General features: G+C 71.3%; 22 protein-coding genes and 1 pseudogene. 11 read left to right on the forward strand and 12 right to left on the reverse strand.

Going from position 1 to position 26550, the window contains the following annotated elements:
- Window positions 1-153 precede the first annotated feature (153 nt).
- From ABEA43_RS42645 to ABEA43_RS42660, 4 genes are read left to right on the forward strand one after another with little or no spacing between them, the layout of a single operon-like run.
- Complete coding sequence (locus ABEA43_RS42645) at window positions 154-1101, forward strand: ABC transporter substrate-binding protein (RefSeq protein WP_345571315.1); 948 nt, start codon at window positions 154-156, stop codon at window positions 1099-1101.
- Window position 1102: 1 nt separating this feature from the next.
- On the forward strand, window positions 1103-2659 hold the full coding sequence (locus tag ABEA43_RS42650; RefSeq protein WP_345571317.1) for a sugar ABC transporter ATP-binding protein: 1557 nt from the start codon (window positions 1103-1105) through the stop codon (window positions 2657-2659).
- Window positions 2652-3623, forward strand: a complete 972-nt coding sequence (locus ABEA43_RS42655; RefSeq protein WP_345571319.1) for an ABC transporter permease — start codon at window positions 2652-2654, stop codon at window positions 3621-3623. The genes ABEA43_RS42650 and ABEA43_RS42655 overlap by 8 nt, the downstream gene beginning before the upstream one ends.
- Entirely contained in the window at window positions 3620-4573 is a 954-nt protein-coding gene (locus tag ABEA43_RS42660) for an ABC transporter permease (protein WP_345571321.1), read from the forward strand. Before ABEA43_RS42655 ends, ABEA43_RS42660 begins: the two co-directional genes overlap by 4 nt.
- Before the next feature lie 51 nt (window positions 4574-4624).
- On the opposite strand, the gene ABEA43_RS42665 is transcribed toward ABEA43_RS42660, so the two are convergent.
- The 3 genes from ABEA43_RS42665 to ABEA43_RS42675 form a co-directional block, all read right to left on the reverse strand.
- Window positions 4625-4942 carry a hypothetical protein gene (locus ABEA43_RS42665; protein ID WP_345571323.1) on the reverse strand — a complete coding sequence of 106 codons (318 nt, stop codon included), beginning with the start codon at window positions 4940-4942 and terminating at the stop codon, window positions 4625-4627.
- Window positions 4943-5200: 258 nt separating this feature from the next.
- Entirely contained in the window at window positions 5201-5617 is a 417-nt protein-coding gene (locus tag ABEA43_RS42670; RefSeq protein ID WP_345571325.1) for an SDR family NAD(P)-dependent oxidoreductase, read from the reverse strand.
- A gap of 28 nt (window positions 5618-5645) precedes the next feature.
- Window positions 5646-6569, reverse strand: a complete 924-nt coding sequence (locus tag ABEA43_RS42675; RefSeq protein WP_345571327.1) for a M23 family metallopeptidase — start codon at window positions 6567-6569, stop codon at window positions 5646-5648.
- 308 nt (window positions 6570-6877) lie between these two features.
- On the opposite strand from ABEA43_RS42675, the gene ABEA43_RS42680 reads away from it, so the two are divergent.
- Window positions 6878-8236: a tetratricopeptide repeat protein gene (locus ABEA43_RS42680; RefSeq protein ID WP_345571329.1), complete on the forward strand. Its 1359-nt coding sequence runs from the start codon at window positions 6878-6880 to the stop codon at window positions 8234-8236.
- A gap of 423 nt (window positions 8237-8659) precedes the next feature.
- Here ABEA43_RS42680 and ABEA43_RS42685 read toward each other — a convergent pair whose 3' ends face one another.
- Window positions 8660-9223 carry a DinB family protein gene (locus tag ABEA43_RS42685; protein WP_345571330.1) on the reverse strand — a complete coding sequence of 188 codons (564 nt, stop codon included), beginning with the start codon at window positions 9221-9223 and terminating at the stop codon, window positions 8660-8662.
- An 89-nt stretch (window positions 9224-9312) separates the two neighbouring features.
- On the opposite strand from ABEA43_RS42685, the gene ABEA43_RS42690 reads away from it, so the two are divergent.
- Window positions 9313-9582 (forward strand): hypothetical protein, encoded by a 270-nt coding sequence (locus ABEA43_RS42690; protein ID WP_345571332.1) that lies wholly within the window; start codon window positions 9313-9315, stop codon window positions 9580-9582.
- Between the two features lie 7 nt (window positions 9583-9589).
- Complete coding sequence (locus ABEA43_RS42695) at window positions 9590-12070, forward strand: protein kinase domain-containing protein (protein ID WP_345571333.1); 2481 nt, start codon at window positions 9590-9592, stop codon at window positions 12068-12070.
- Here ABEA43_RS42695 and ABEA43_RS42700 read toward each other — a convergent pair.
- The gene (locus tag ABEA43_RS42700; RefSeq protein WP_345571335.1) at window positions 12067-12981 is read right to left on the reverse strand and encodes a pirin family protein; all 915 of its coding nucleotides are present in this window, start codon (window positions 12979-12981) and stop codon (window positions 12067-12069) included. The genes ABEA43_RS42695 and ABEA43_RS42700 overlap by 4 nt on opposite strands.
- A gap of 65 nt (window positions 12982-13046) precedes the next feature.
- Between ABEA43_RS42700 and ABEA43_RS42705 the strand changes: the two genes are divergently transcribed.
- Window positions 13047-16796 carry an AAA domain-containing protein gene (locus tag ABEA43_RS42705; RefSeq protein ID WP_345571337.1) on the forward strand — a complete coding sequence of 1250 codons (3750 nt, stop codon included), beginning with the start codon at window positions 13047-13049 and terminating at the stop codon, window positions 16794-16796.
- A 54-nt stretch (window positions 16797-16850) separates the two neighbouring features.
- Here ABEA43_RS42705 and ABEA43_RS42710 read toward each other — a convergent pair whose 3' ends face one another.
- Both ABEA43_RS42710 and ABEA43_RS42715 read right to left on the reverse strand, forming a co-directional pair.
- On the reverse strand, window positions 16851-17972 hold the full coding sequence (locus ABEA43_RS42710; RefSeq protein ID WP_345571339.1) for an MBL fold metallo-hydrolase: 1122 nt from the start codon (window positions 17970-17972) through the stop codon (window positions 16851-16853).
- 87 nt (window positions 17973-18059) lie between these two features.
- On the reverse strand, window positions 18060-18848 hold the full coding sequence (locus ABEA43_RS42715; protein WP_345571341.1) for an oxidoreductase: 789 nt from the start codon (window positions 18846-18848) through the stop codon (window positions 18060-18062).
- A gap of 107 nt (window positions 18849-18955) precedes the next feature.
- Between ABEA43_RS42715 and ABEA43_RS42720 the strand changes: the two genes are divergently transcribed.
- Entirely contained in the window at window positions 18956-19531 is a 576-nt protein-coding gene (locus tag ABEA43_RS42720) for a TetR/AcrR family transcriptional regulator (protein WP_345571343.1), read from the forward strand.
- Between the two features lie 84 nt (window positions 19532-19615).
- Here ABEA43_RS42720 and ABEA43_RS42725 read toward each other — a convergent pair.
- Together ABEA43_RS42725 and ABEA43_RS42730 are read right to left on the reverse strand one after the other, a co-directional pair.
- Window positions 19616-19954: pseudogene (locus tag ABEA43_RS42725) on the reverse strand (carboxylesterase family protein); the annotation flags it as partial.
- A gap of 21 nt (window positions 19955-19975) precedes the next feature.
- A complete protein-coding gene (locus tag ABEA43_RS42730) occupies window positions 19976-20695 on the reverse strand; it encodes a DUF3152 domain-containing protein (protein WP_345571345.1) in 720 nt (239 codons plus the stop codon).
- A 985-nt stretch (window positions 20696-21680) separates the two neighbouring features.
- On the opposite strand from ABEA43_RS42730, the gene ABEA43_RS42735 reads away from it, so the two are divergent.
- Window positions 21681-22019 (forward strand): VOC family protein, encoded by a 339-nt coding sequence (locus tag ABEA43_RS42735; protein ID WP_345571347.1) that lies wholly within the window; start codon window positions 21681-21683, stop codon window positions 22017-22019.
- Window positions 22020-22112: 93 nt separating this feature from the next.
- On the opposite strand, the gene ABEA43_RS42740 is transcribed toward ABEA43_RS42735, so the two are convergent.
- Window positions 22113-23510: an NAD(P)/FAD-dependent oxidoreductase gene (locus ABEA43_RS42740; protein ID WP_345571349.1), complete on the reverse strand. Its 1398-nt coding sequence runs from the start codon at window positions 23508-23510 to the stop codon at window positions 22113-22115.
- An 818-nt stretch (window positions 23511-24328) separates the two neighbouring features.
- On the opposite strand from ABEA43_RS42740, the gene ABEA43_RS42745 reads away from it, so the two are divergent.
- Window positions 24329-25213, forward strand: a complete 885-nt coding sequence (locus tag ABEA43_RS42745) for a hypothetical protein (protein WP_345571351.1) — start codon at window positions 24329-24331, stop codon at window positions 25211-25213.
- A gap of 278 nt (window positions 25214-25491) precedes the next feature.
- On the opposite strand, the gene ABEA43_RS42750 is transcribed toward ABEA43_RS42745, so the two are convergent.
- Complete coding sequence (locus tag ABEA43_RS42750; RefSeq protein ID WP_345571353.1) at window positions 25492-25920, reverse strand: type II toxin-antitoxin system PemK/MazF family toxin; 429 nt, start codon at window positions 25918-25920, stop codon at window positions 25492-25494.
- Between the two features lie 41 nt (window positions 25921-25961).
- On the reverse strand, window positions 25962-26550 hold a 589-nt coding region (locus tag ABEA43_RS42755; protein ID WP_345571355.1), incomplete at its 5' end, for a helix-turn-helix domain-containing protein.

Below are 26550 nucleotides of genomic sequence, written 5' to 3' on the forward strand. Positions count from 1 at the left end.
GGCGCCGTACCTGATAGGAAAGGAAACGCGATGACCCCCCATATCCGGACAGCCGCATTAACACTGGCCGTCCTCCTCACCGCCGCCGGCTGCGCCAAGGCCGAGGAGCCGCAGAGCGCCCCCGCCGCCACCAGCACGGCCGGCCAGCAGGTCGTGCAGAGCCCGTCGGGCACGGCGGCCGGGCCCACGTGCACGCTCACCCAGTTCGGCGGCACGAAGTTCGACCTCAAGACGGCCACCGTCGGCTTCTCCCAGTCGGAGAAGGAGGCCAACCCCTTCCGCATCGCGGAGACCAAGTCCATCAAGGACGAGGCCGCCAAGCTCGGCATCACCAACCTCAAGGTCACCAACGCCCAGTCGCAGTTCTCCAAGCAGATCACCGACGTCCAGCAGCTCATCGCCCAAGGCGTGCGGCTCCTGGTCATCGCCCCGCTGAACTCCGACGGCTGGGAGCCGGTGCTCCAGCAGGCCGCCGCCAAGAAGATCCCGATCATCACCGTGGACCGGAAGATCAACGCCAAGGCGTGCAGCGACTACCTGACCTTCATCGGCTCGGACTTCTACGAGCAGGGCAAGCGCGCCGCCGACCGCATGATCGACGCGCTGGCGAGCAAGGGCAAGGTCGCCATCCTGCTCGGCGCCCCCGGCAACAACGTCACCACCGAGCGCACGAACGGCTTCAAGGACCGGATCAAGGAGAAGGCCCCCGGGATCACGATCTCGTTCGAGCAGACCGGCGAGTTCGCCCGCGAGAAGGGCCAGCAGGTCACCGAACAGCTCATCCAGTCCAACCCCGACATCAACGGCATCTACGCCGAGAACGACGAGATGGCCTTGGGCGCGGTGACCGCGCTGAAGGGCGCGGGCAAGGAGGCCGGCGACATCAAGATCGTGTCGGTGGACGGCACCCGCAGCGCCGTGCAGGGCATCGCCGACGGCTGGTTGCACGCGGTCATCGAGTCGAACCCGCGCTTCGGCCCGCTCGCCTTCGAGACCGCGCAGAAGTTCCTGGACGGCCAGCCCATCCCCGACAAGGTCATCATCTCCGACCGTGACTACGACACGGGCAACGCCAAGGACTCCCTCGGTGAGGCGTACTGACTTGGAAGCGGCTGACGCAGGACCGGCGGGACCGGCCGGGCCGGAGCCGGTTCTCGAGGCCAAGGGCATCACCAAGGCCTTCCCCGGCGTGCTCGCCCTCGACGACGTGTCCCTCGCCCTGCGCCCGGGCGAGGTGCACGCCCTCGTCGGTGAGAACGGCGCCGGCAAGTCCACCCTGATCAAGGTCTTCACCGGCGTGTACCAGCCGGACGGCGGCGAGTTGCGCTACCGGGGCGGCCCCGCCGCCTTCGGCACCCCCCTGGACGCGCAGCGTGCCGGCATCTCCACCATCTACCAGGAGGTCAACCTCGTCCCGATGATGAGCATCGCGCGGAACCTGCTGCTCGGACGCGAGCCGCGCGGCAGGTTCGGCGTGATCGACGCGGCCGCCATGTACGGCGAGGCCGGGCGGGTGCTGGCCGGCTACGGCGTCGAGACCGACGTCAGGCGGCCGCTGCGCACGCTCGGCGTCGGCGCCCAGCAGATGGTCGCCCTGGCCAGGGCCGTCTCCGTGGACGCCAGGGTCGTCATCATGGACGAGCCCACCTCGTCGCTGGAGCCGCGCGAGGTCGAGACGCTGTTCGGCGTGATCAGGCGGCTGCGCGACACCGGGATCGCCGTCCTGTACGTCAGCCACCGGCTCGACGAGCTCTACCAGGTGTGCGACCGGGTGAGCGTGCTGCGCGACGGCCGGCTGGCCCACACCGGGCCGCTGGCCGGGCTGGAGCGGCTCAAGCTCATCTCGCTCATGCTCGGCCGCGACCTGACCGAGGTCCGCGCCGAGGGGCTGACCCGCTTCTCCCGCGCGCACACGCGGCTGAACGGCGAGCCGGTCGTCGAGGCCCGCGGGCTGACCAGGCGGCACGTGCTCGAAGGCGTGAACGTCTCCGTCCGGCCCGGCGAGGTCGTCGGGCTCGGCGGCCTGCTCGGCGCGGGCCGTACCGAGACCGCCAAGGCCATCGTCGGCGCGCTCCCGCTGGACGGCGGGCAGGTGCTCGTGGCCGGGCGGCCGCTGCGCGGCGGCTCCACCACCGCGGCGATCAGGGCGGGCGTCAGCCTGCTGCCGGAAGACCGCAAGGCCGAGGGCATCATCCCCACGCTGTCGGTACGCGAGAACATCGCGCTGGCCGCGCTGCCCTCGCTCGGCAGGGCCGGGGTGGTGTCCGACACGAAGGTCGACCGGGTGGTCGAGATCTTCATGCGGCGGCTGAGGATCAAGGCCGCGTCGCCGCACCAGCTCGTCTCCGAGCTGTCCGGCGGCAACCAGCAGAAGGTGCTGCTCGCCCGCTGGCTGGCCGTGCGGCCCAAGGTGCTGCTGCTGGACGAGCCCACCCGCGGCATCGACGTCGGCGCCAAGGCCGAGGTGCAGGCGCTGATCGACGAGCTGGCCGGTGAAGGGCTGGGCGTGCTGCTGATCTCCTCCGACCTGGAGGAGCTGGTCGAGGGCGCGGACAGAATCCTCGTGCTGCGCGAGGGCGCGGTCATCGGGGAGCTGTCGGGCGACGAGGTGACCGAGGAGAGGATCATGGCCACGATCGCGGAGCAGGCCGATGGCTGAGCTCACCCAGCAGCGGGCCGGCCGGGTCGCCGTGCTCAAGCCGCGGGTCTTCGCCTGGGTGCAGGACTACGGCGTGTACGCGGCGGTGCTGGCGCTGCTGCTGTTCAACGTGCTGTTCACGCCCCATTTCCTGGACGCGTCGAACTTCCGCACCCAGCTCGTCCAGGTCACCCCCATCGTGATCGTCTCGCTCGGGATGGCCCTGGTGATCGGCACGCAGGGCATCGACCTGTCGGTCGGCTCCGTGATGGCGCTGGCCGCCGCTGTCGTCGTGCTGTACCTCGGCTACGGCTGGCTGCCCGCGCTGGTCGTCGCCGTGCTCGGCGGGGCGGTCGCCGGGGCGGTGGGCGGGGCGCTGGTCGCCTACGTCGGGGTGCAGCCGATCGTGGCCACGCTGGCGCTGCTCGTCGGCGTGCGCGGGCTGGCCAACGTCCTCGTGCCGCAGCTCGTCGAGTTCCGCAACCCCGGCCTGATCGCGCTGGGCAGCAGCTCGGTGGGCGGGATCCCGGTCATCGTGCTCATCGCGGCGGCGCTGACCCTGATCGTGCTGTTCGTGGTGCGGCGCACCACGTTCGGCCGGCAGGTGGTGGCGATCGGCGGCAACCGCCAGGCCAGCGAGCTGTCCGGGCTGCCGGTCAAGCGCGTCCTGCTGACCGTCTACGTCATCTCCGGGCTGCTCGCCGCCCTGGCCGGCGTGCTGGCCACGGCCCGCCTGCAGGCCAGCGACCCGACCTCGCTCGGGATGTTCATCGAGCTGTCGGCCATCACCGCCGTCGTCGTCGGCGGCACGCCGCTGACCGGCGGCCGGATCAGGGTGCTCAGCACGGTCATGGGCGCGCTGCTCATGCAACTGCTCGCGGCCACGCTGATCAAGCACAATCTGCCGCAGTCCTGGACCCAGATGGTCCAGGCGGTCATCATCCTGGCCGCCGTCTATGCCACCAGGGAGCGTGGGACCCGATGAACCGCGAACAGGCGAGCCGGGTGCTCCAGCAGCACGGCGCCCTCATGGTGCTGGGCGTGCTGGTGATCGTGGGCAGCCTGGCCTTCGACTCCTTCGCCAAGCCGGAGAACGCGGCCAGCGTGGTGGTGTCGTCCTCGTTCCTGGCGATCATCGCGATCGGGATGACGTTCGTCATCATCAGCGGCGGGATCGATCTGTCGGTGGGGTCGCTGTTCGTGCTGGGCGGGGTGCTCGCGGCCTACGGCTCGCAGTACGGGGCGCTGGTGGCCCTGCTCCTGCCGCTGGCGGTGTGCGGGGTCGTCGGCCTGCTGCAGGGGCTGGTCATCGCCAGGACGGGGATGGCGCCGTTCATCGTGACGCTGGCCGGGCTGCTCGGCGTCCGCGGCCTGATGCTGGCGATCTCGGACGAGGGCGCCACCACGTACCTGGTCAAGGACCGGGCCTTCGCCACCCTCGGCCAGGGTGAGGTGCTGGGGCTGTCCTATCCCGTCCACGTCACGATCGCGCTGGCCCTGGTCGCCATGGTGCTGCTGCAGCGCACCGGCTTCGGCCAGAACGTCTACGCCATCGGCGGCAACGAACAGGCGGCGGCGCTGATGGGCGTGCCCGTCCGGCGGACGAAGGTGTACGTGTACGTCATGTCCGCCCTGCTGGCCGGGCTCGCCGGGGCGCTGAACGCGGCCCGGCTGTCGTCCGGGGTGACGATCCTGGGCATCGGGCTGGAGCTGGACGCCATCGCCGCCGTGGTGATCGGCGGAACGCTGCTGACCGGCGGGGCCGGGGGGATCACGGGGACGGTGGCGGGGGTGCTGCTGCTCGGGGTCATCCAGAGCCTGATCAACCAGGTGGGCAGCCTGACGTCGGCCTTCCAGCAGGTGGTCAGCGGGGTGTTTCTGGCGCTGGTCGTGGTGGCGCAGCGGCTGCTGAGCAAGGCGCAGCGGCTGACCTGACGCGGCGGGACGCCCCCGGAGCCGGCTTCCGGGGGCATGCGTGCGCTTCGGTCAGTTGACGTGTGTCGGCTCTGTCGTCGCTTCAGGGGGGAGGGGGATGCCGAAGTGCGTGAAGAGAGCTTCGAACAGCGCCGTGTGCCTGTCCAGCGTCGTCGTGTGCTGGTCCAGCGTTTTCGTGTGCTCGTCGAGCGTCTTGCCGTGTTCGTCGAGCGTCTTGCCGTGCCGGTTCAGGGTCTTACAGACCTGGTCCAGCGTGTTCAGGATCTTGGACACATCAGAGCTCAGGACCTTGATGTCGTCCGTGTGGCGCTCGTCGCGTCGCTCCAGGCGAGAGACGCGGCGATCCAGCTGCTCGAGGGAGGCGGTCATGCTGAGCAGTCTAACGGTGATCGGATGGCTTCGGAGCGTAATGACCATCGATCGGCCGAACGCGGCGGGTCTGCGCGTCGGCGTCATGGGCTGGGCAGGCGCTCAGAACGAGCGGCGTGGCGTCCACGGTGTGGCTGAGCTGGGACGGAGCCTCGGGCGCGCGGTTGCAGGCCGTGGTTCGGCTCGCCGAGGCCGCCCACGCCCGCAGTTGAGCGCCCCGCGGCGGTGGTGGTTCGCCGCAGGGGGCGACGGCGGAGCTCAGGCCGTCAGGCCGCCGTAGCCGCGTTCGGCCGCGTCGAAGAGTGAACGCAACTGCGCGGGGTCGGCCACGTCCGCTTTGACCACCGTGGCCCGGCCTCCGGACGCCTCGATGGTGGCGGTGACCTGCTCGGCCGCTTCGGCGTCGCTTCTGTAGTTGATGACGACGCTCGCTCCGTCGGCGGCCAGCCGTAGCGCGATTGCCCGGCCGATTCCTCTCCCACTTCCGGTGACGATGGCGACCCGATCGTTCTGGGCATGGCGCTCTCCTGTGGTGATCGTTGCCGATCTCCGATGCCGACGCGGAGAATGTGATCCACATCTCTCGTCGATGAGCCCGGCCGGGTGATCGAGGTCGCCGATGGCAAGGTGGCTCCGGAGCGGCGCGGATGACGGTGTGAGCCGCTGCCCCCACACTGATGGCAGTGCGGGGACAGCGGGCTCGTTAACCGCAGTGTTCGAAGATGCTGGTGTACGAGCTGCTCCCGACAGAGCCGCCCCACTTGACGCACTTGCCCGGCGCGGACCGCTTGACCGGCCCGGCGTAGTAGCTGAAGCTTCCCGAGTTCGTCGCCCTGCTCGTCCCCTTCGGTTCGAGGAAGGCCGACACCGACGACGCCTTGCCGACGTTCGCCGTCTTCAGGGTCACGACGCAGTTGTAGCCGTTGCCCTTGTTGTAGAGCAGGTAGGCGCGACCGCCGGTCAGGGCGGCCGAGTCGATGACCGCGAAACCGGAGCCACAGACCTGTGCGGCCGTGTAGGGGTTGCTGCCGCCGCCACCACCGTTGTTGCCGCCGCCGCCGCAGCCGTTGCTGCTCTTGATGGCCTTCTTCTGGCCCAGGGACACGGTCACGCCGTCCACGGTGGGACTGGTGTCCATCGCCCCACCAGCGGTCCGCTGCTCGTAGTGCAGGTGCGGCGCCTGGGAGCCGCCGGTGGAGCCGACCGTCCCGATCGGGGTGCCCTGGGCGACGCTCAGCGACCCGCCGGCCGCCCGCACCATGGACGAGAGGTGGGCGTAGCGGGTTCTGGTGCCGTCACCGTGACGGATCTCCACCCACTTGCCGTAGCTGGTGTTTCCCTTGTCGTAGAAGTACGCGGTGCCCGAAGCGGTGGCGCGAACGGTTTCACCGTTGATGCCGCCGCTCCCGTAGTTCTGCCAGTCGATGGAACCCGACGGGTTGTGACCGGGGGACCAGTTGTTGGCGTTGAAAGTCTTGCCGCAGTTGAACGGGCTCTTGTGGGCGGTGGCCAAGGCCCCGGCGGAAGTCGCGGAGGCGGCCTGGGGAAGCAGCGCCGTCGTGAGAGCTAACAGCAGGGCAAGGGGCGCGGACTTGAGGGCCGTCTGCCGCACCGGTATTCCGGTCATGTGGATGCTTACCTCTGAAATGTGGGGAAACGGTCGAACGGCAAGATCCTAGATGTTGATGACCTGATGGCGACAGTCCGATGATCAAAGACAGCGCTGGGGGTGAAGTTCGGGGTGTCGCGCGGGACCCATCGACATCTCGCCGCGATGACGCGAGTGCCCGGGGACTGCCACCGGCACACCGTCCGTCCGGCATCTATCAGATGCACGTGGTTTGCATGGTTTAGGGATTTCCCTAGTGGCGCTCCCGAAGCGTCGTTTGACGCGGCCTGCCTAGGCTCTTGACGCATGCGAAGCGAGGAGAGCACGTGCCACCCGAGGAACTGACCAGGAGCGGCCGGTACGACGAGGCGCACCGTGTGGCCAGGGCCGCCGTGGCCGCGGCCCCGTCCGCCAGGAACTGGGCCGTCATGTCGAACGTGCTCTTCGAGCTCGGGCACATTGCGCAAGCGCACGAAGCTGCTCTGAAGGCCGTGCGATACGACCCCAAACTCCCGGCCGCCATCGCCGCACTGGGGTCGGCAGGCCTGCAGCGGGGACTCGTGACCGAGGCGTGGCAGGCGCTCGAAGAGCTCAGGAGCCGCAACCCCCAGGACCCGAACGTGGTGATCCTGCTGGTGCAGTTGTACCAAGAGCACGACAAGTATGCCGAGGCGCTCGACGTGCTGACCCCCGCGCTCACCCGCGATCCGGCCGACCCCGACCTCCGGCTCAACCGGGCCGTCTGTCAGATCGAGCTCGATCGCCTCGATGACGCCATGGCCGATCTGGAGATCGTGCTCGCGCGCTTTCCCCTGCACGTCAACGCGCTTGTCTGGCGATCCATGCTGTACACGCTGACCGGCCAGCCGGAGCGGGCGGCCGCCGATGCGACCTACGCCCGGCGCCTGTCCGAGCTGAGCGTCATGGTCTGCGTCGCCGATGCCATCGCCAAGATGACCGGCGGTGACCTCGACGGCGCGAGACGTGCCGTGCAAAGGGCCGGCCGACTCGCTCCGGGCAGCGCTCAGATGAGTCATCTCGCAGCGACGGTGGAGATGGTCGCGGGGGAGCATCAGATGGCTCTGGGGCATGCGAACAGCGACGTCATGGCCGGCCCCTCGACGGTGAGGCACCTCGCCGCCGTCCGGATGTCGGCGCATCTCGCGTTGGGCGATCATCGCCAGGCCATGAGCGCCGCCAATGACGTACTTGCGATCAAGCCGACCGACCTCGACGCGCTGAGCACCCGTTCGCTGCTGCTGTTCCACGACGACCGATACGACGACGCCCTGCGGGATGCGGACCATGTGCTGAAGCAACGTCCTGACGACGCCCATGTGCATGCCATTCGCGGGTTCATCCATCTCATGGCGGGGCGGTGGGGTGCTGCGGCCGAGGACGCCGAGCAGGCGATGAACGGCGACGACCGTCAGGCCGCGCTGTTCGTCCATGGCAGCGCCAGCGTCGAACTGGGACAATCCGCCAGAGCGGTGCAGGATCTCGCGGCGCTACGCCAGTCCGCGGCTGACGGGACATACGTGGAGCTGCTGCAGGCCCGTATCTTAGGCGCTCGAAAGCCCAGCGCCAGGGGCACTGCCAACCGTACGGAGATGCTGTCCGCGACCCGTGCCGTTCTCGACGGAGTGCGGATCGTCGTGGACGTGATCAAGCTGTTCGGCAGCTGAGCAAGACAGGCAGACGTGCATCATCTTGGAGTTGCTGATCAGGGTGGTGGCGTGCGGGTCGTTCGGTGTGCTCGCGCGGCTGGCCGCACGAACGGCCCGACGGGAAGTTCACCGTCCGCCCGTGACCGGCCCGCACGGACGGCAGGGCGTCACCAAGGTTGGCCGACATGGCCGGCGGCAACGACGTCTCCGGCCGCCACCATCCGGCGCCGGCGCGACGAGCTGGTCACCTTGCCGGCCGCCAAGGCCCCACGGGTGGACCGCGCCCTGAAGAAGATCGCCCGGCGGGGCGGCGAGGTCGTCCTGATCGACGGCACCCTGATCTCCACCGCCGCACCGGGACGGCTTTACTGAAGCTCGCGGCCACGGAGCGTCACGGAGTCCACGTAGGTCTCCGAAGGTCGATCGCCGGTTACCGGAAAGTCATATACGGCGCGGTACGGCGCCGTCCTGCCAGCGGTAGAGGTCGCGCAGCAGGGAGATCTCGGCGCCGTGATGGATCAGCTCCCTGTTGACGTGCAGGACGATGCCCTCCATGGGAAACTGCTCGGGACCCACCGCGGGCGGATTCTCCAGGTCAGCGTCCGAGAGCTCGCGGACCCCCGCGTTCCATCTCCCGTACATCTCATCGAGCTGTTTCAGCGCCTCGTCAGCGGTTCCCGCGAAGGGGAATGTCTCGGAGTCGACGTCCTGGCCGCCGAAGTGCCATCCGACCCGATAGCCCAGGCAGGAGACGATGATGTGCGCCAGCCGCCAGGCAATCGTGGTCACCGGCGCCGGCACCGGGTCAGGGGACGCGAAGTCCATCGTCCATTCCCCCGAACCTGCCGGCATCGGTGTGGCCGACGTGCCACGCGGGCGGATGCTCCAGCAGCCACGCACCGGCTCCCAGAAGTACTCCTCATCGGCAAGACCCTGCAGCCGCGGACGCAGGTTCTTTTGCCAGTGCCGGTCCAGCTGGTCCGCGATTCGCTCGCTTCTTGTCATTTCCGCACCCTACAGACGACGGAGACCTGGCTGCGACCTCGCGGACGCCGTCGCCGGCCGTGGGCCGCGAGAGCGTACCGCACCGGGAGATGACGCTGGGGACTGATGTGCAGCTGTTCGCCCGTTACGTCGCCCCGGTGTTCCGGGGATCGGCCGTGACGGCGGAGGCCGGCAGGGACTGGGCGGCAGCCGACCGGGGCGAGTTCGTCGGCGCGGCCGGAGCCGCGATCACCGCTGCCAGGAGGAGCGACAGGGCTCAATCGCCGGGCGAGGATGCGTGCGCGCCGGGCGCCGGCGGCGAAAAGGCGGCGAAAAGGCGGCGGCCGATGAAAGCCATTTGCAAGATTCAGCGCTCATAATACGGCCATGCCGTCGATATCTGAGCTGAGAGCAGGAGATCCCGCCAGTCTCGGAGGCTATGAGATCCGGGGACGGCTGGGAGAAGGCGGACAGGGCGTCGTCTATCTGGGCGTCGATGAGCAGGGGAGCCAGGCGGCGGTCAAGTGGCTGCGTCCGCATCTGGCCTCTGACGACGTGGCGGCGGAGCGGTTCGCCCGCGAGGCGGCGGTGGCGCAGCGGGTCGCGCCGTTCTGCACCGCGAAGGTGCTGGGCACCGGCGTGCACGAGCAGCGGCCGTACATCGTCAGCGAGTACGTGGAGGGCCCGACCCTGCAGCGCGTGGTGGCTCAGGAGGGCCCGCGTACGGAGTCCGCGCTGCACCGGCTGGCCATCGGCACCGCCACCGCGCTGGCCGCGATCCACCAGGCCGGCATCGTGCACCGCGACTTCAGCCCGAACAACGTGATCCTGGCCGGCGAAGGCCCGCGCGTGATCGACTTCGGCATCGCCAGGGCGCTCGACGCGACCTCGACGATCACCTCCATGCCTGTGGGCACCCCGGCGTTCATGGCGCCCGAGCAGATCCTCGCGCACCCGGTGGGACCGTCGGCCGACATGTTCGCCTGGGCGAGCACGATGGTGTTCGCCGCCAGCGGCACGGGCCCGTTCGAGGCCGAGACGGTGCCAGAGATCATCAACCGCGTCCTCCACACCGAGCCGGACCTGGCACGGCTGGCCGGACCGCTGCGGGAGCTCGTCGCGGCCTGCCTGTCGAAGGACCCCTCCCGTCGGCCGACGGCCGAGCAGGTGATCCTCCGGTTGCTGGAGCATCCGGCGTCCAACCCGGACGAGCTGCGGCAGGCGGCGGCCGTCGTGGGCGGCACGGCGCCCCAGTGGCACCCGCCCGCCGCCCCGCCGCAGTCCGGCCCGCACCAGCACTCCGGTGCCCCGCCGCAGTCCGGCCCGCACCAGCACTCCGGTGCCCCGCCGCAGTCCGGCCCGCATCAGCCCCCCGGCCCCCCGCCGCAGTCCGGCCCGCATCAGCCCCCCGGCCCCCCGCCGCAGTCCGGCCCGCATCAGAGCCCCGGCGCCCCGCCGCCGCAGCCCTGGCCCCTTCCCCAAACAGGGCCCTATCCGCAGTCAGGGCCTCCGCCGCAGCCAGGATCCCTTCCCCAGCCAGGGTCCCATCAGCAGCCAGGGCCCCTTCCCCAGCCAGGAGCCCATCCCCAGTCAGGGTCCTATCCGCAATCGGGCTTCCACTCTCAGCCCGGCTCCCAACCGGGCTCGCAGCCCGGCTTCCAACCCCAGCCCGGCTCCCAGCCCGGTTTCCAGCCTCAGCCCGGCTCGTATCCGCCGCCCGGTGACCGGCGGACCCAGCCGCCGATCTTCCAGCCGCCCGGCCCGACGTACGGCCCGTACGGCCCCCCGTACGGGGAGCGGCCTCCCAGTAACAAGAAGAGCTGGCTGATCGGGGCGGCGGTGGCCGCCGTGGCCCTGGTGGCGGCGATCACCATCGTCGTGGTCACGGTCGTGAACCTGCCGCCCAAGCCGGCGCCCACCCCTGTCGCGAAGTCTCCGACGCCCACGCCGTTCGCCGTCCCGACCGCGAACCTGGCCTCGACCAGGCTCCCGGGCACCGACGCGACCATCTACGAGAGCCCGGCGGACCCGATCAGGCTGACCACGTACATGGTGCGGGACGTCAAGACCAAGGACTGGGTGTACTACTCCCGCGACTCCCTGACGGGACCGTTCACGAAATATCAGGACATGTGGGAGAGCATCCTCTCGCCCGACGGCCGCTACCTGGCCCAGCGCGGCAAGAGCTTCGTCGACAACTACGACACCGTGGACATCACCGACAAGGTGACGGGCGAGCGGTTCTCGGTCAAGACCTCGCAGCAGCCGCTCAGCGCGTACGTACAGGCCTGGTCGAAGGACGGCACCCGCCTCCTCGTCAACGTCGGCAACCCGGTCAAGGGCGTCTGGCAGTCGACCGGGTTCGCCATCGTGGACGTGGACACCAGGAAGGCCACGGTCGCCTCACTCAGAGAGGGCTCGCTGAAAGGCATCCGGTACGGCTTCGACCACGCCGACAGCGGCGTCGTCGCCCTCTCGGCCAGCGCCGACCAGCAGGCGTTGCGCTTCTTCGACACGACGGGCCTGCGCGTCCGCCGCGTACCCAACGTGGGCGCGGGCATCGCCGACTCGCTGTTCTCGCCGTCGGGCAAGCGCTTCGTCACCGACTGCCCCGGGCTGGACAGCGGCAACAACTGCGTCTACGACTCCCAGACCGGCGCGGACGTCAAGCGCTTCGAGTCGCCCTGCGCGGGCCTGGCCACCTGGTACGACGACGAGCACCTGGTCTGCTGGGTACGCCCGGACGGCACCGCCGACCGGCAGCAGATCCAGGTGATCGACTTCACCGGCAAGATGGTGCGCCTGCTGGCCGAGATCCCCACGAAAGCCACGGACCTCGACGTCATCTACACCTACCGCAGGCGTTAACGCACCCGCCCGCGTGGCTTCAGCCGGATGGCGGGCAGGATGGGCGCGGGCAGCGGCTCCCCGTCGAACCCCTCGACGGAGCCGAACCCCGTGCCCTCCATCCATTCCTTCCTGAACGCGGCGATCTCGTCGTGGGAGCGGCCGACGAAGTTCCACCACATGACGATCTCCTCGCCGAACGGCTCGCCGCCGATCAGCAGCACCCGCCCGCGCCCGGACAGCCGCAGCACGGACCGCCCCGGCGGCAGGTACACCAGCGTTCCCCGCTCCACCTGCCCGACCGCGCCGTCGAGCAGCAGCAGCCCGTGCTCGAACCCCGGATCGAGCGGCACCTCGCCCTCCCCGTCCACTGCGATGTCGGCGGCCACGAGCGGGCTGTAGGCGGTGGCGGGCGAGCTCACCCCGCCGAGCGCCCCCATGACCACGGTCGCCTCGAACCCCGGCCCCCCCGCCACGGGCAACGACGGATGGTGCTCGAACCCGGGCGCGACGTGCCGGTCCGCGCCGGGCAGCGCCACCCACAGCTGCACCCCGTGCAGCACGGTCTCCGGAGACTCCTCCGAATGCGAGATCCCGCGGCCGGCCGTCATCAGGTTGAGCTGCCCTGGGCGTACGTCCTGGCGGGTGCCCAGGCTGTCGCGGTGCAGCACCTCGCCCTCGACCAGCCAGCTCACGGTCTGCAGGCCGGTGTGCGGATGCGGCGGCACCCGCATCTCGGCGCGCTCGGGCCCGTAGGCGTCCACGAAGCACCAGGCGCCGATCATGCGCCGGTGCGCGCCCGGCAGAGTCCTGCTCACGGCCATCGCCCGCGGGCCGCCCAGCGGCACCGCACGCCCCGTCAACACCTCGCGGTCCGCGCCCGCGTCGGCGCCGCAGCGAATCTCGCGCGGCTCACGCTCCAGGTTGCTCACCCCAAGACTGTACGGTCTGCGGGCCAAGCGACTGCAAAGCCCGCCCCAGGGCAGAAGAAGCACTTATGGCGGAGCCATCGAACAGCCGCCGGGCCGAACTGATCGAGACGGCCCAGGCGAACTGGATATCCGCGCTCACCGACCTGGGCGGGCGCAACACGCTGCTCTATTACAAGGACCGGCGGGCAGGCACTCTGGACCTGGCCGCGGCCCACCCCGCGATGCTCGAACGCTTCCTGCGCACCGGCTCGATCAGGCTCACCCGCCTGTTCACCGACGCCGACGTCAGGGCCGACGCGATCAGGCGCGCGCAGGCCATCCACCGCAAGTCCCGCGAGCTCCTCGAAGAGCGCGGCATCAGAGCCGGCTACCTGGCCAGGGGCATGGCCCGATGGGACGAGCTGTTCCTGGAGCCGGCCGCGCCCGTGCTGCTGCGCGGGCTGACCATCACCCCCACCAGGGCCAGGCATGACGACTTCGACCTCACCCTCGACGACGAGGAGGAGGTCAACCCCGTGCTGCTGCACAAGCTCGCCACCGTCTACGGCGCCGCCGTGGACCGGGTCACCGGCGGGCACCACGTCGCCGCCGACGAGCTGCGCGCCGTCGCGGACGCGGCCGAGGTGCCCGGGTTCGGGATCGAGGACCGGCTCGTGATCGGCACGTTCACCTATTCCAAGCTGCCCATGGTCAGGGACATGCAGGCCGCGGGCGAGCTGCTCACCGACAGTGACGTGGTGGCCGCCGTGGCGGGCGACCCGGAGGCGCAGGAGCTGCTGTCCGGCGACCGCGGCGAGGCGCACAGGCTCGACTCGCCGCAGGACGACTACTCCGTGCTGGACGCCGACTCCTCCCAGCGCAGCGCCATCGCCGCCGTGCTGTCGGGACGCAGCCTGGTCGTGCACGGGCCGCCCGGCACCGGCAAGAGCCAGACCATCGCGAACCTCATCGCCGCCCTCGTGGCCAAGGGGCGGAAGGTGCTGTTCGTGGCGGAGAAGCGGGCCGCCATCGACGCCGTCCTGTCCAGGCTCAAGGGCGCCGAGCTGGGTGACCTGGTGCTCGACATCCACGAGGGCACCAGGGACAGGCTGCGCATCTCCCGCGATCTCGGCGCCACGCTCGATCTGGCGCAGGCCGTGACCCACGGTCCCGAGCAGGAGCTGGACCGGCGTCTCATCGACCGGCAGCGGCGGCTGTCGCAGCATGTCGCGGGGCTGCACGAGCCGCACGCGCCGTGGGGGCTGTCGGCGTTCCAGATCCAGTCGGCGCTGCTGGGGGTCCCCGGCGAGGCGCGCACCCCCGCGCGGGTGGTGCCGCCCGAGCGCATCGACGCCGAGACGGCCGACGGGATCAGGGACGAGCTGCGCGACTTCGCCCACCTGGGCGGCTTCACCCTGCGGCCGGACAGCACGCCCTGGTACGGCGCGGCGCTGCGGACCGCCGAGCAGGCCAGGCAGGCCGGTGACCTGGCCTCCCGGCTGCACTCGCACCTGCTGCCGCTGCTGGCCTACCGGGTGGACCAGGCGTGCGCCGAGGCCGGGCTGCGCGCGCCGGAGGGCTATCGGGCGCGGATGGCTCGGCTGCAACTGTTCGCGGGGGCGGCCGAGACGCTGCGGCGGTTGTCGCCGCGGGTGTTCGAGGCGGATCCGGCGCGGCTCGCGGCGGCCACCGGCGACGGCGGCCCGGCCGGGCTGCGGGAGCGGCACGCGCTGCGCAAGCGGGCGCGCGCCCTGTGGCTGGGCGCGGGCAAGCCGGAACGCGACGACCTGCTCGCCGCGCTGGCGCTGGCCGCCGGGCAGCTCGCCGAATGGGACGCCCTCCGCGACCCGCCCGCCGATCCGTCCGCTGAGGGACCCGGCGGCGACCAGGGGCGCGGGCGGCCGCCGTGGCCGCCGTCCGACCTCGGCGGTCTGCTGCGCCTGCAGGCCGAGTGCGAGGCGCACCTGGCCTCGCTGCGCGCCTACGTGCGGGTCCCGGACGACCCCGAGGAGGTGCTCGCCGCGCTCTGCGCCGACCGCGACACCGCGTGGAAACTGCCCAGACTGTACGACCTGGGCGCCCGCTTCGACGCCCTGGGCCTCGGCCAGCTCCTGGACGACCTGGCGCGCAAACGGGCGGGAGCCGGCCTGGCGGCGGCGGCGTTCGACCACGCCTGGTACTCCTCGATCCTCGACCACATCAGGGTAAGCGACCCCCGCTACGCCGCCAACCGGGGCGACGCGCTGGACGAGATCGCCGGGGACTTCCGCGAACGCGACGTCCAGCACCTGGCCGCCAACCGGGCCCGCGTACGCAGGGCCTGGGCCGTCCGGCTGCGGGACGCCGAGGACCGGCACCCGCTCCAGGCCAGGGTGATCCGCAAGCAGGCCGCCCTGCGCAGGGGTCACCTGCCGCTGCGGCGGCTGCTCGACCAGAGCGGCGACGTGCTGTTCGCGCTCAAGCCGTGCTGGGCCATGTCGCCGCTGATCGTCAGCCAGGTGCTGCCCGCGACCAGGATGTTCGACGTGGTGATCTTCGACGAGGCCAGCCAGATCGTGCCCGCCGACGCGGTTCCGGCCATCATGCGGGCGCACCAGATCGTGGTCGCGGGCGACGACAGGCAGCTCCCGCCGACCAACTTCTTCCGTCAGGTCGGGGACGGGGCCGAGGACGCCGAGGAGGAGGACCTGGTGTCGTTCGGGGCGGGGTTCGAGTCCGTGCTCGACGCGCTCCGGCCGCTGCTGCCGACCTGGCCGCTGACCTGGCACTACCGCAGCAGGGACGAGCGGCTGGTGGCGTTCTCGAACGCGCGCATCTACGGCGGCGCGCTGACCACGTTCCCCGGGGTGTCGCGCGGCGACTGCCTGCGGCACGTGGTCGTCGCCCAGCCGGAGCTGGCCGGGCAGGAGGCGTCGGTGTCGGCCGAGGTGGACAAGGTCGTCGAGCTGGTGCTCGACCACGCCCGCGCCAGGCCGGGGGAGTCGCTCGGGGTCATCGCGCTCGGCATGCGCCACGCCGAGCACATCGACCAGGCGCTGCGGGCGGCGCTGGCCGCGCATCCCGAGCTGGAGGAGTTCTTCGCCGAGGACGCGGCGGAGCCGTTCTTCGTCAAGAACCTGGAACGCGTCCAGGGTGACGAGCGGGACGCGATCATCCTCACCATCGGGTACGGCAAGCACCGCGACGGCCGCATGCGCTACCAGTGGGGGCCGCTGCTGCGCGACGGCGGCGAGCGCAGGCTGAACGTGGCCGCCACCCGCGCCAAGCACCGGCTCACCCTGGTCAGCGCGTTCTCCAGCCACGACGTGGACCCGGCCCGCATCACCAAGGCGGGCGCCCGGCTGCTGGCCGACTACCTGGAGTACGCGGGCTCCGGCGGCACCCCGGCCGACGCCTCGGGCGGGACGACGCTCAACCCGTTCGAATCCGACGTACGGGACCGGCTGGCCAGGTACGGCATCACCGTCGTGCCCCAGTACGGCGTCGGCGGCTTCCGCGTCGACTTCGCCGCCACCCATCCGAAGAATCCGGACAAGATGGTGCTGGCGATCGAGGCGGACGGGGCCTCGTACCGGGACTCGCGCAGCGTGCGCGATCGGGACCGGCTGCGGAAGGAGCATCTGGAGCGGCTCGGCTGGAACTTCCACCGCCTGTGGTCCACGAACTGGTTCCACGATCCGCAGGCGGAGGCGGACAAGCTGCGGGCGGCGTACGAGCAGGCGGTCGCGGGCACCGACCCGGAGCCGCCGGGCACCGACCCCGGCCCGCCCCAGCCCGGCACCGGCACAGGCACCGGCCCGCCTCAGCCCGGCGCCGAGCTGGACCGGAGGACCTGAGCCATGCCGATCGCCCCCGGCCCGAGCGGGGCCGGGGGCGATCGGGCCGGTGGCTCAGGTCAGCAGCTCCCACCAGCCCTCCACCGCTTGGGCGGCGGAGGTGTCGACGGCCTCGCCGGGCCGGGGCACGACGATCTTGACGTCGCGGGCCTTGGCCTCGCGCCACAGCCGGTCCACCGGCTCCGCCCAGGGGTGCAGGGCCAGCGTGAACGTCGCCCAGTGGACCGGCAGCAGCAGCCGGCCGCCCAGGTCGAGATGGGCGTTGACGGCCTCTTCCGGGTTCATGTGGATGTCCGGCCAGGCCGGGCTGTAGGCGCCGATCGGCATCAGCGTCAGGTCGAACGGCCCGTGCTGCGCGCCGATGCCCTTGTATCCCGAGAAATATCCGGAGTCGCCGGCGTAGAACACCCGCTTGCTCGCCCCGGCGACCACCCACGAGCCCCACAGGGTGTCGTTGCGGGTGAACGTCCGCCCGGAGAAGTGCCTGGCGGCGGTGGCGATGATACGCAGCCCCGCGACCTCGGCCTCCTCCTCCCAGTCGAGCTCGATGATCCGGTACGCGGGCACGCCCCACCGCTCCAGATGCGCCCCGATGCCCAGGGGCACCAGGAACGGCGCCCTCTGCGTACGGGTCAGGGAGCGGACGGTCGCCAGGTCGAGGTGGTCGTAGTGGTCGTGCGAGATCGCGATCGCGTCGATCTCCGGCAGCTCGCCCAGCTCCAGGGGCACCGGGTGGTGCCGCTTCGGGCCGACGAGCTGCGAGGGGGAGGGACGCTTGCTCCACACCGGGTCGAACAGCACCCGCTTGCCCTCGATCTCCACCAGCGTGGAGGCGTGGCCGTACCAGACCACGCGCAGGCCGTCGGCGGGCGGCGGCTCCGACGGCGGCACGCGCAGCGGGATGAGGCCGCCGGGGCGGCGCTGCTCCTTGTCCTTGGCCAGCTCGCCGAGCAGGCTCACGGGCGGCCTGCCGATCAAGGTGGTCTGCTCGGGCATCGGGTTGACGAAGGCCCCGTCCCTGAACTGCGGCGATTGCCGCATCCTCGCCACCCGGTCCGGCCCCGACGCCAACGGCCGCACGCCGAGCTCGGCGGGCACCTCGCGCAACGCCCAGCCCGCCGCGGCGAGCGCGACGCCTCCCGCGAGGACCCGCCGCGCCGTCCGCTTTCCTGCCATTCCGCACACTCCCCTGGAAGATCGCTCCATCCCGCTCAACCGAGCGAGCAACCCCGGTGTTCCCGTTCTACGATATATCGCGATAGATCAGACGGTTTTGATCGTCCCGCCATCGATGACGTAGTCGGCGCCGTTGACGCTTCCAGCGTGCGGCGAGGCCAGATACGTCACCAGGGCGGCGACCTCTTCCGGTTCGACGAACCTACCGGTCGTCATTCCCGAGTTCGACGGCAGCCCTGCCAGCAGTTGCTCGTGCTCCAGGCCGAGCGAGGCGGCCAGCGCCGCGCCGTACCCGTCGGGGGCCTCGAACAGCGACGTGCGGGAGGCGCCGGGCGAGATCGTGTTCACCCGCACGCCGCGCGGTCCGAACTCCTCCGACAGCGCCTTCCCGAACGCGGTCAGCGCGGCCTTGGCCGTCGTGTACGTGATGGGGCCCGTGTGCGGCATCCGGGCGCCGACGGAGGAGATGTTGATCACGCTGCCGCGCTGCCGCAGCAGGCTGGGAAGTGCGGCCCTGGTGGCGCGTACGGTGCTGAGCAGGTTCAGGTCGTAGGTCTGGCGCCACTGGTCCTCGTCGAAGCCGAGGAAGCCGCCGAACTGGCCCTCGCCCCCGTCGCCACCGCCCACGTTGTTGACCAGCAGGTCGATCTCGCCCAGCTCGGCCAGCGCCCGCTCGATGACGTCGGCGGGGCCGTCCGCGGTGGACAGGTCGGCCGTGACCAGGCTCGCGCCAGTCTCCTTGAGCGCGGGCGAGATCGTCCGTGCGGCGGCCACGACCCGCATCCCCTCGCCGATCAGGGCCTCGACGATGGCCAGCCCGAGGCCCCTGCTCGCGCCGGTGACGACGGCGGTCTTGCCGGTGAGTCGCATGTCCATGATGTGTCTCCTGCTAGTTGCATCGGTTTCGATGCCTTCAACATAGAACTTGCAACACCGATGACGCAAGTTGAGGATGAAGAGAGACATTGGAGTACTCTGTAGGGGTGAATGAGACGACGCGGGCGCTGAGGTCCGATGCCGAGCGGACCGTGCGGACGATCCTGGAAGCGGCCGAGCGGGTGCTCAGCAAGAATCCGGCGGCCAGCATGGAGCAGATCGCCGAGGCGGCGGGGGTGGCGCGCACGACCGTGCACCGGCGCTTCGCCTCGCGGGAGGCGCTGGTGGGCGCGATGACGGCGTGGGCGACCCGGAGCTTCGCGGCGGCCGTGGAGGCCGCGCACCCGGAGACCACGCCGCCGCTGGTGGCGCTCTACCAGGTCACGGCGAACGTGCTGCGGGTGAAGATCGACTGGGGGTTCGCGATGAGCCGGGCGCTGTCCTCCGACCCGGAGGTCGCCAGGGTGCACGCGGACGTCGAGGAGCGCTGCCGCCGGCTCTTCATCAGGGCGCGGGAGACCGGGGTGCTGCGGGCCGAGGTGGATCCGGAGTGGGCCAGGCGGGTCTACTACGCGCTGATCCACGAGGCGGCCGAGAGCCGCGACGGAGAGGCCGACGCCCTGGCGGCGCGCCTGGTGGACACGCTTCTGCGGGGCGTCGGCACGGGCAAGGGCCTCGGCTAGAGCCTTCTGCGGTACGGGGCCCCGGCGGTGTCACGGGCGGTCGTCGATCATCGGGAAGCCCGTTTTCGACCAGATGGCCCGGGAGGCCGACTCGCCGAACACCGTGACGTTGCCCGGGTCGCCGCCGAACCTCGCGATGTTCTCGTGCACCCAGCGCAGCGCCGCGACCTGGTCCAGCATGCCCCGGTTGGCCGGCGCGCCGGGGACGTGGCCGTACCCCTCCATGCCGACGCGATAGTTGAACGTGACGACCACCACGCCCTGCTCCGCCAGCGTCCTGCCGTTGTAGGCGGGCAGGTCGGCGTAGCCGGAGCAGTTCGCGCCGCCGTAGATCCACACCATCACCGGCAGGCCGGCGCCGCCGGGGTCGGGGGTCCAGACGTTCAGGGTGAGGCAGTCGAGCCCGTCCTCCGGCCGCCACGGGGGGCGCGCCGGCTCCTTCCGTCATGGCCTCCGATCTTCAGTCTCGTCGCTTTCGGTTGGTTTGCGGTCGGGGAAGGGCCAGGGATTGGGGCGGCAGCGGTTCAGCGACTTGGACTGCTGCGTCATGACCGGGGCCAGGCGGCCGGGGCCCGGGCAGGAGCGGTGGTGGTGGCCCAGCCCGTGGCCGACCTCGTGGCTGATGAGGTAGTGCCGGTAGGCGGTCAGGTCGCCGTCGTACTGGGGGACGCCCTTCGCCCAGCGCAGGGCGTTGATGACCGAGCGGGTGCCGTTCCAGCAGGACAGGCGGCCTCCGGTGCGCAGCGGGAGGCACTGGCGGACGGTGAGGCGGGGGCTGGACAGGGCGACGCGCACGCGTACGGGGCCGTGGTCGACGCGCTGGAAGCGGGCCCAGCCGCGGACGTCGTTCAGCGTGCGGTGCACGTCGGCGGCGAACTCGTCCGGGTCGAACGGCAGGCCGCGCTCCACCTCGACCAGGTACCGCACGACCGCGCCGCGGCCCCGCCTGGCGGGCGACCCGCCGGGGACGACGGCGTACTCGCCCGAGGCCGCGTACGGCACCCGCACGTCCCTCCGTGGCGGGGGACCCTTGGGGCGGGGAGCGGTGGACGGGCGGGGCGGTTTGGACGGCGACGGCGACGGCGACGGCGCGGTGGGGATGGCGCCGCAACCGGTGGCGAGCAGCAGGAGCAGGAGCAGTATCAGCGGTGCGAACAACGGCAACGCGGCCTCCCCACGAGATCACGGTGGGGAGGAAACCGATCATACGTGGACGGAAGTCACGATCTTCGGGCAGGGGGCTGTTCCTGCTCCTTTCGCGCGCGTACTCGCCGTCCCCTCGCCTCGATCACCACCACACGACTTTGTCGCGGCCTGTGCGTATTCCATGCATATATCAATATTATTCCGACCAGCTCTATCCTGTGGGAATTCCGTCGCGGGGTATGTGGAGGTGAGGCGAATGAGGCGACTCGGAAAGAGAGTCGGCGCTGTCGCCGGCATGTCGCTGGCACTCAGTGCGTTCCTCGTCATCCCGGCAACAACGGCACACGCGCTACTCAAAGCTTGTTCATCGGGCCGGGAGGAGCGGATGGGCCCGGACTATGCGTGGTCAATCTGCCGGGAAGGCACCGGCGAGCAGCAGGTGGGCGTAGTGTGGATCAAGAGGAGTAACGGGAGCTTTTACGACACCGACTGGAGTGGGGACTGGGCGGGACGGGCCCAAATGTCCCTCATGGAGATTAATAGCGCCGCCCATACATGCTGCCGAGTGGGTGGCATTATCAGGCGGAATCGCGACTGACGCCGCCCATGAGGGTTCTTCTGGGAGAGTCGCGACTCGGTACCCGGGAGGGCCCTCTTCCCATGGCGTTGCCGCAAGTGGCACACGCAGCGTCTCCAGCAGCATGAACGCCCCACCTGGCTCGCCCCGGAGAGAATGCCCGCATGCTTGCTGCTGCGACGTGCGACCTTCTTCCATCCTTGGCGTTAGGCTCCGGGTGGCGGCGAAGAGGCCCCGACCTAGGTGTGTATCGAAAGCGCCGGTCATAGCCACCCGTTGCGCTGAGGCAGGGGTAAACCGCTACTTCAGCGGTGGAGGTGGCGAGTACGGTGTGGCTGTGGCCGGTGATCGCGTGCAGCGGCGGCTCACGGAGACCGACGCGCGGACGCGAAGGAGCGAATGGTGCCAGGCGCTGTACTGCGAGGGGTGACTCTGGACTGTGCCGACCCCCAGACGCTGGCGGGCTTCTACGGTGCGCTGACCGGGATGCGCGAACTCTTCAGTACGGATGAGTTCGCCGCTCTGACGGACGACTCCGGCTGTGATCTGGGGTTCCAGAGGGTTGAGGGATACCGGGCTCCGCAGTGGCCGGGTCAGGACGTGCCGCAACAGTTCCACCTGGATTTCCGCGCTGACGACCTCGATGCGATGGAAGAGCTGGCCCTGGAACTCGGCGCGGCCAAACCGGACCATCAGCCCGGCGACGGACGCTGGCGGGTGCTCCTGGATCCGGCCGGCCACCCCTTCTGCCTGACGTCTTCCTGACATCACCGGCGTTGGCAGGTATCCCCCCGTCAGACGCCGTAGCGCTCAGGCTTGGGCGAACGGTTCATCGGCTGCCGGCCGCCTCGCGGGTGGTCAGGTGGTGGCGGGGGCGTAGGGGGTGATGTCGATGGGCGGCTCCTCGCCGAGTGCGAGCGCGGCGGCGATCCTGCCGGTGAAGGGCCCGGCGGTCAGGCCGTACGCGCTCAGGCCCGTCGCCACCACGACGCGGCCGGTGAGCGGGCCGATGAGGGCGGGGCCGGGGGCGTACACGGGGCGCAGGCCCACTCTCGCCTCGGTCACCGTCGCCGCGTACAGTCCGGGCGCCACCCGCAGCCCCGCCTCGATCACCTCGTCGAGCCCGCCCATGGTGACGCGCGGCGCGAACCCGACGTCCTCCACGGTCGCCCCGACCACCACGCGGGAGTCGGGGAAACCCAGCAGGTAGGGGCCGACCCTGGGGAGCACCATCGGCCACCACGCGGTGTCGACGCCCTCCAGGGTGGCGTGCAGGATCTGCCCCCGCCTGGGGAACACCGGCAGCTCCACGCCCAGAGGGCGGCACACCTCGCCCGTCCACGCTCCGGCTGCGACGATCACCATGTCGGCGTCGAGCGGCACCCCCTCCTCGGCGAACCGGCCGCGTCCGGAGGCCACGGAGGCCGGGACGGCGGTGGGCGCGAGCGGCGCGGCCTGCCGCCACGAGACGGTGTCACCGCTCACGGCGCTTTCGCTCGTGATCCCTCCGCCTACGGACCCTGCGCCTGCGGCCGTTCCGCCCGCCGCCCCTTCGCTCGCGGGGCCCTGTTGCTCGGGGCCTGCGCCGTTCGGCTGCCGTTGCCCGGCTGCGGCCTGCTCGGTCGCCCGTCCCCGGAGGGCGGACGAGGGCTGGTCGCCGTCCGCCGGTGGCTGGGCTGGTGACGCGTCCCAGGGGGCAGGTCCGCCGATCGGGTCGTGCACGAGGACTTGGCCGTCGGGGGTGAGCGTCGCGGCACCCGTACGTACCTGCGCGCCCTGGGCGATGGCGGCGCGCAGCAGGGCGTCGCGTACCGAGCGGCCGTCCACCCGGGCGGCGCCCGGCACGAGGAGCGCGCTCAGGGTGTCGGACAGCGGCGGGAACAGCTCTGCCGGCGTGGGCACGTCCACGACGTCGCCCATCTCCGGCGCGGCGGAGTGGCGGCGGCGCAGCAGAGCGCGTACCGGCTCCAGGTCGGCCGGATCCTCGGCCACCAGCAGGGCGCCGACCTTGGCGTACCCGATGTCCTCGCCCAGCTCCTCCACCAGGTCGGGGTAGAGCCGGGCGCCTTCGCGGGTCAGCCGGTACCAGTCGTCGTCCTCGGGATGGTCCACCCACGGGCACACGATGCCCGCGCCCGCCTGCGTCGCCTCGCCCTGATAGCCGCCGTCCACCACGGTCACCGACGCGCCCCGCCCGCTCAGGTAGTAGGCCGCGCTGGCTCCGACGATGCCGCTTCCGATCACCACAACACGCATGCGACCAATGATCGCAGCAGGGGTGACCTCGGCTGATGACCGGATCGGCCGCTTGCCATCCGGATACTCCGTCACGGCCTACTCCGTGCTTGGACCCCTTGCGCGGCCCAGCGGGCCGCACGGAGTACGGCCTGGGGCGTGGCCCGGGGTACGGTCTGGGGCTCGGCTCGGAGAACGGTCCCGGCGCGGTGGCCAAGGACGGCCCGGAGGACGGCCCGGACGGCCTGGGAACGGCCCGAGCACGGCCCGAGCACGGCCGGGAACGGCTCGGAGAGCGGGCCCGAGAACGGCACGGAGGGCGGCGCTGCCCGTGCGCTCTCTCGACCGTGATCCGGGACGGTTATGGTCAGCGCATGGACGTCGCCGTCACCATGATCGACCTGCCGAGCCCTGTCCAGGCCGCCGCATCGGACGGGACCACTGTGTGGTGTGCGGGGAGTGATGGGGTGCGGGCCTACACGCCGACCGGCACCCCGCTCCACGCCACTCCCGGCACCCGCCGCCCGCCACAGCCCGTCAGACCCGCCGGGAGGTACGCGGCCCGCCCAGCGGCTCGCGCGGACGCGGATCAGGAGACGGATCGCAGAGACACGGGTCGTGCAGCAGGTCGCAGGGATGAGGGTCATGCGGCGGGCCGTGGAGATGTGGGTCGCAGGGACGAGGGTCGCGGGGCGGGCCGCAGGGATGCGAGTCGTGGGGACACGAGTCGCGGGGCGGATCGCGCGGACACAGGTCGTGGGGCGGGTCGTGGGGACGTGGGTCGTGGGGCGGGCCGTCCGGACCCGCGCCGTGGGCCTGGTCGCCCGGACGGCGGCTACGTGGGTCCCTCGACCAGTGGCGGTGACGCGGGGCGGGTGCCCGACGGCGAGGGCGTGGGCCGCGTCGCGAACGGCAGGGGCGCGGGTCGTGCGGCGAACGGCGGCGACCCGGGCCGCACGGCCGATGGCGGGGTGCTGAAGCTGAGCTCGCTGGCGGCGGTGCCGGGGACGGTCTCCGCCGGTACGGCCGGCGTCCCCGGCACGCTGGCGGGGACCGTGATGGTGCCGAGGACGTTCGCGGGGGCGCCGCCCTTGGACTCGCGGCCCGCCGGCACCCTGGCGGGGACGGTCGCCGGGACCGCCGGTGACCGGGTCTACTGGCTCGATCCCGAGGGCCTGCCGATAGCGAGCGCGCAGTTCGAAGGCAGGGTCCTCGCGGGCGGCGGGGAGATCTGGGCCGTCGGGGCCGGCCGGGCGCGCCGGTTGACCGCGCCCGGCCAGTTAGGTGAGGCGGTCGAGCTGCCCGGACTCGACCAGTGCGCGGTGGAGGGCGAGCGGCTGTGGTGGACGTCGAAGCGGGACACCGCGTTGCGCGGCGGTCCGAAGGAGGTCGATCTCGAGTCGAGCGAACGTGGCGGCATGATCGTGTGCGCCGGATCCCTGTGGGTCAGCGTCGCGGGCGGGCTGCTGCGCGTGTCCGCGTGGTCGGGCGAGCCGAGGCGGTTCGTGCGGGCGCCGGAGGGGCCGGTGCCGTTCCTCGTCTGCGCGAACGGGGTGGTGGCCGGAGCGGGACACGACCTGTTCGCGCTCGCCCCGGCCGCCGGCGCCCCCTTACGCGTGATCTCGCTGGGCCTGGCGTCGCCTCCCGCGCTGATGATCGCGGCGGGCAAGCACGTGTGGGCCTTCCCCGCCGACCGCTCCCAAGCCTTGATCGTGTCACTGTGACAGCCGCTCGACCGCTGCTCCAGCCGTAGTTCTTCATGCCAGAGGGGAGCGCCTTCGGCAACCGCTCCGGCAGGGGGCTATATGCCGGATGGGAGCGCTTCAGCGGGCGTTCCGGCCGCGGGCCGGATGGGAGCACCCTCCGGCCGCCGCTTCGGCTGCGAGCCTGCATGCCGGACGGGAGCGCCTAAGCCGCTGCTTTGGCCGTGAGTATGCACGCTGGATGCGAGCGCCTCCGGCCGACGCCCGGGCCGTGAGTCTGCATGCCCGCTGCGCGGGCCTCAGCCGGCGTTCCAGCCGTGGGTCTTCATGAGTTTGGCCGCCACTCTGGCGAACCGGTCGCCGTCGAGGACCGCGCCCTCGCGCCTGATGTCGTCCTCGTCCAGGACGAATACCCGGTCCAGCCGTACGTACGACACCCGGTCCTCGCGCCCCCACGGGCCCAGCTCCAGCCAGTCGGGTCCCTCGTCGCCCTTGCTGGACAGCATCATGCCCAGCAGCCTGCGCCCGGTGCGGCCCACGATCAGCAGCGGGCGGTCCTTGCCCTTGGCCGGGTCCTCTTCGTACGGCACCCAGGCCCAGACGATCTCCCCTGGGTCGGCCAGGCCGTCGAGGTCGGGGGAGTAGGCCAGGGTGGCGGGCCCGTTGAGGGAATGGATTTCGCGTACCGCGCCCCGAGCCGGTCGGGGATCCTCACCTAGATCGCGCATTGTGGGAGCCTACGGTGGCCGCCCGGCCAAAATCCAGCCGGTCACGGATCTCCTGCGGAGGCGAGCAGGCGGCGCAGCGCCGTGGGGGTGTGGCCGACGTGCCGGCGGATCGTGCGGGTCAGGTGGGCCTGATCGGCGAACCCCAGGTCGGCGGCCAGTGCCGCCAGGCTCGTGGTGCCGCTCTCCAGCCGGTCGAGTGCCCGGCCCACCCGGACGCGGTTGCGATAGTGGGTCAGGGAGATGCCGAGCTCGCGGGTGAACGCCCTGCTGAGCTGGTAGGGCGAGACGGCCAGGAGCTCGGCCAGCGTCAGCAGCGCGCCGGCCGCCGGATGATCGGCGGAGATGGCCTCACGGGCGGCATCGGCGATCGCGGCCGGAGTGGCCGGAGTGGCTGGACGGCGCAGCCCGGTGGCCGTGGCCGGCGCGGCCGGACGGCCCGGGTCGGCAGCCGCGGTGGGGGTGCGAGTGGGGTTGATCGCCGGAGTGAAGGCTGGGTTGGCGATTCGGGTGGGGGTGGGATTGATCGCCGGCGTGGAGGCGGAGTTGGTGACCTGAGTGCGGATGGGGTCGAAGGCCCGAGAGGAGGCGGGATTGGTGGAGGACGAGCCGAGGTCACCGTGCAGGGCGTCC

It is taken from the genome of Nonomuraea rosea (assembly GCF_039539705.1).
Lineage (GTDB): Bacteria > Actinomycetota > Actinomycetes > Streptosporangiales > Streptosporangiaceae > Nonomuraea > Nonomuraea rosea.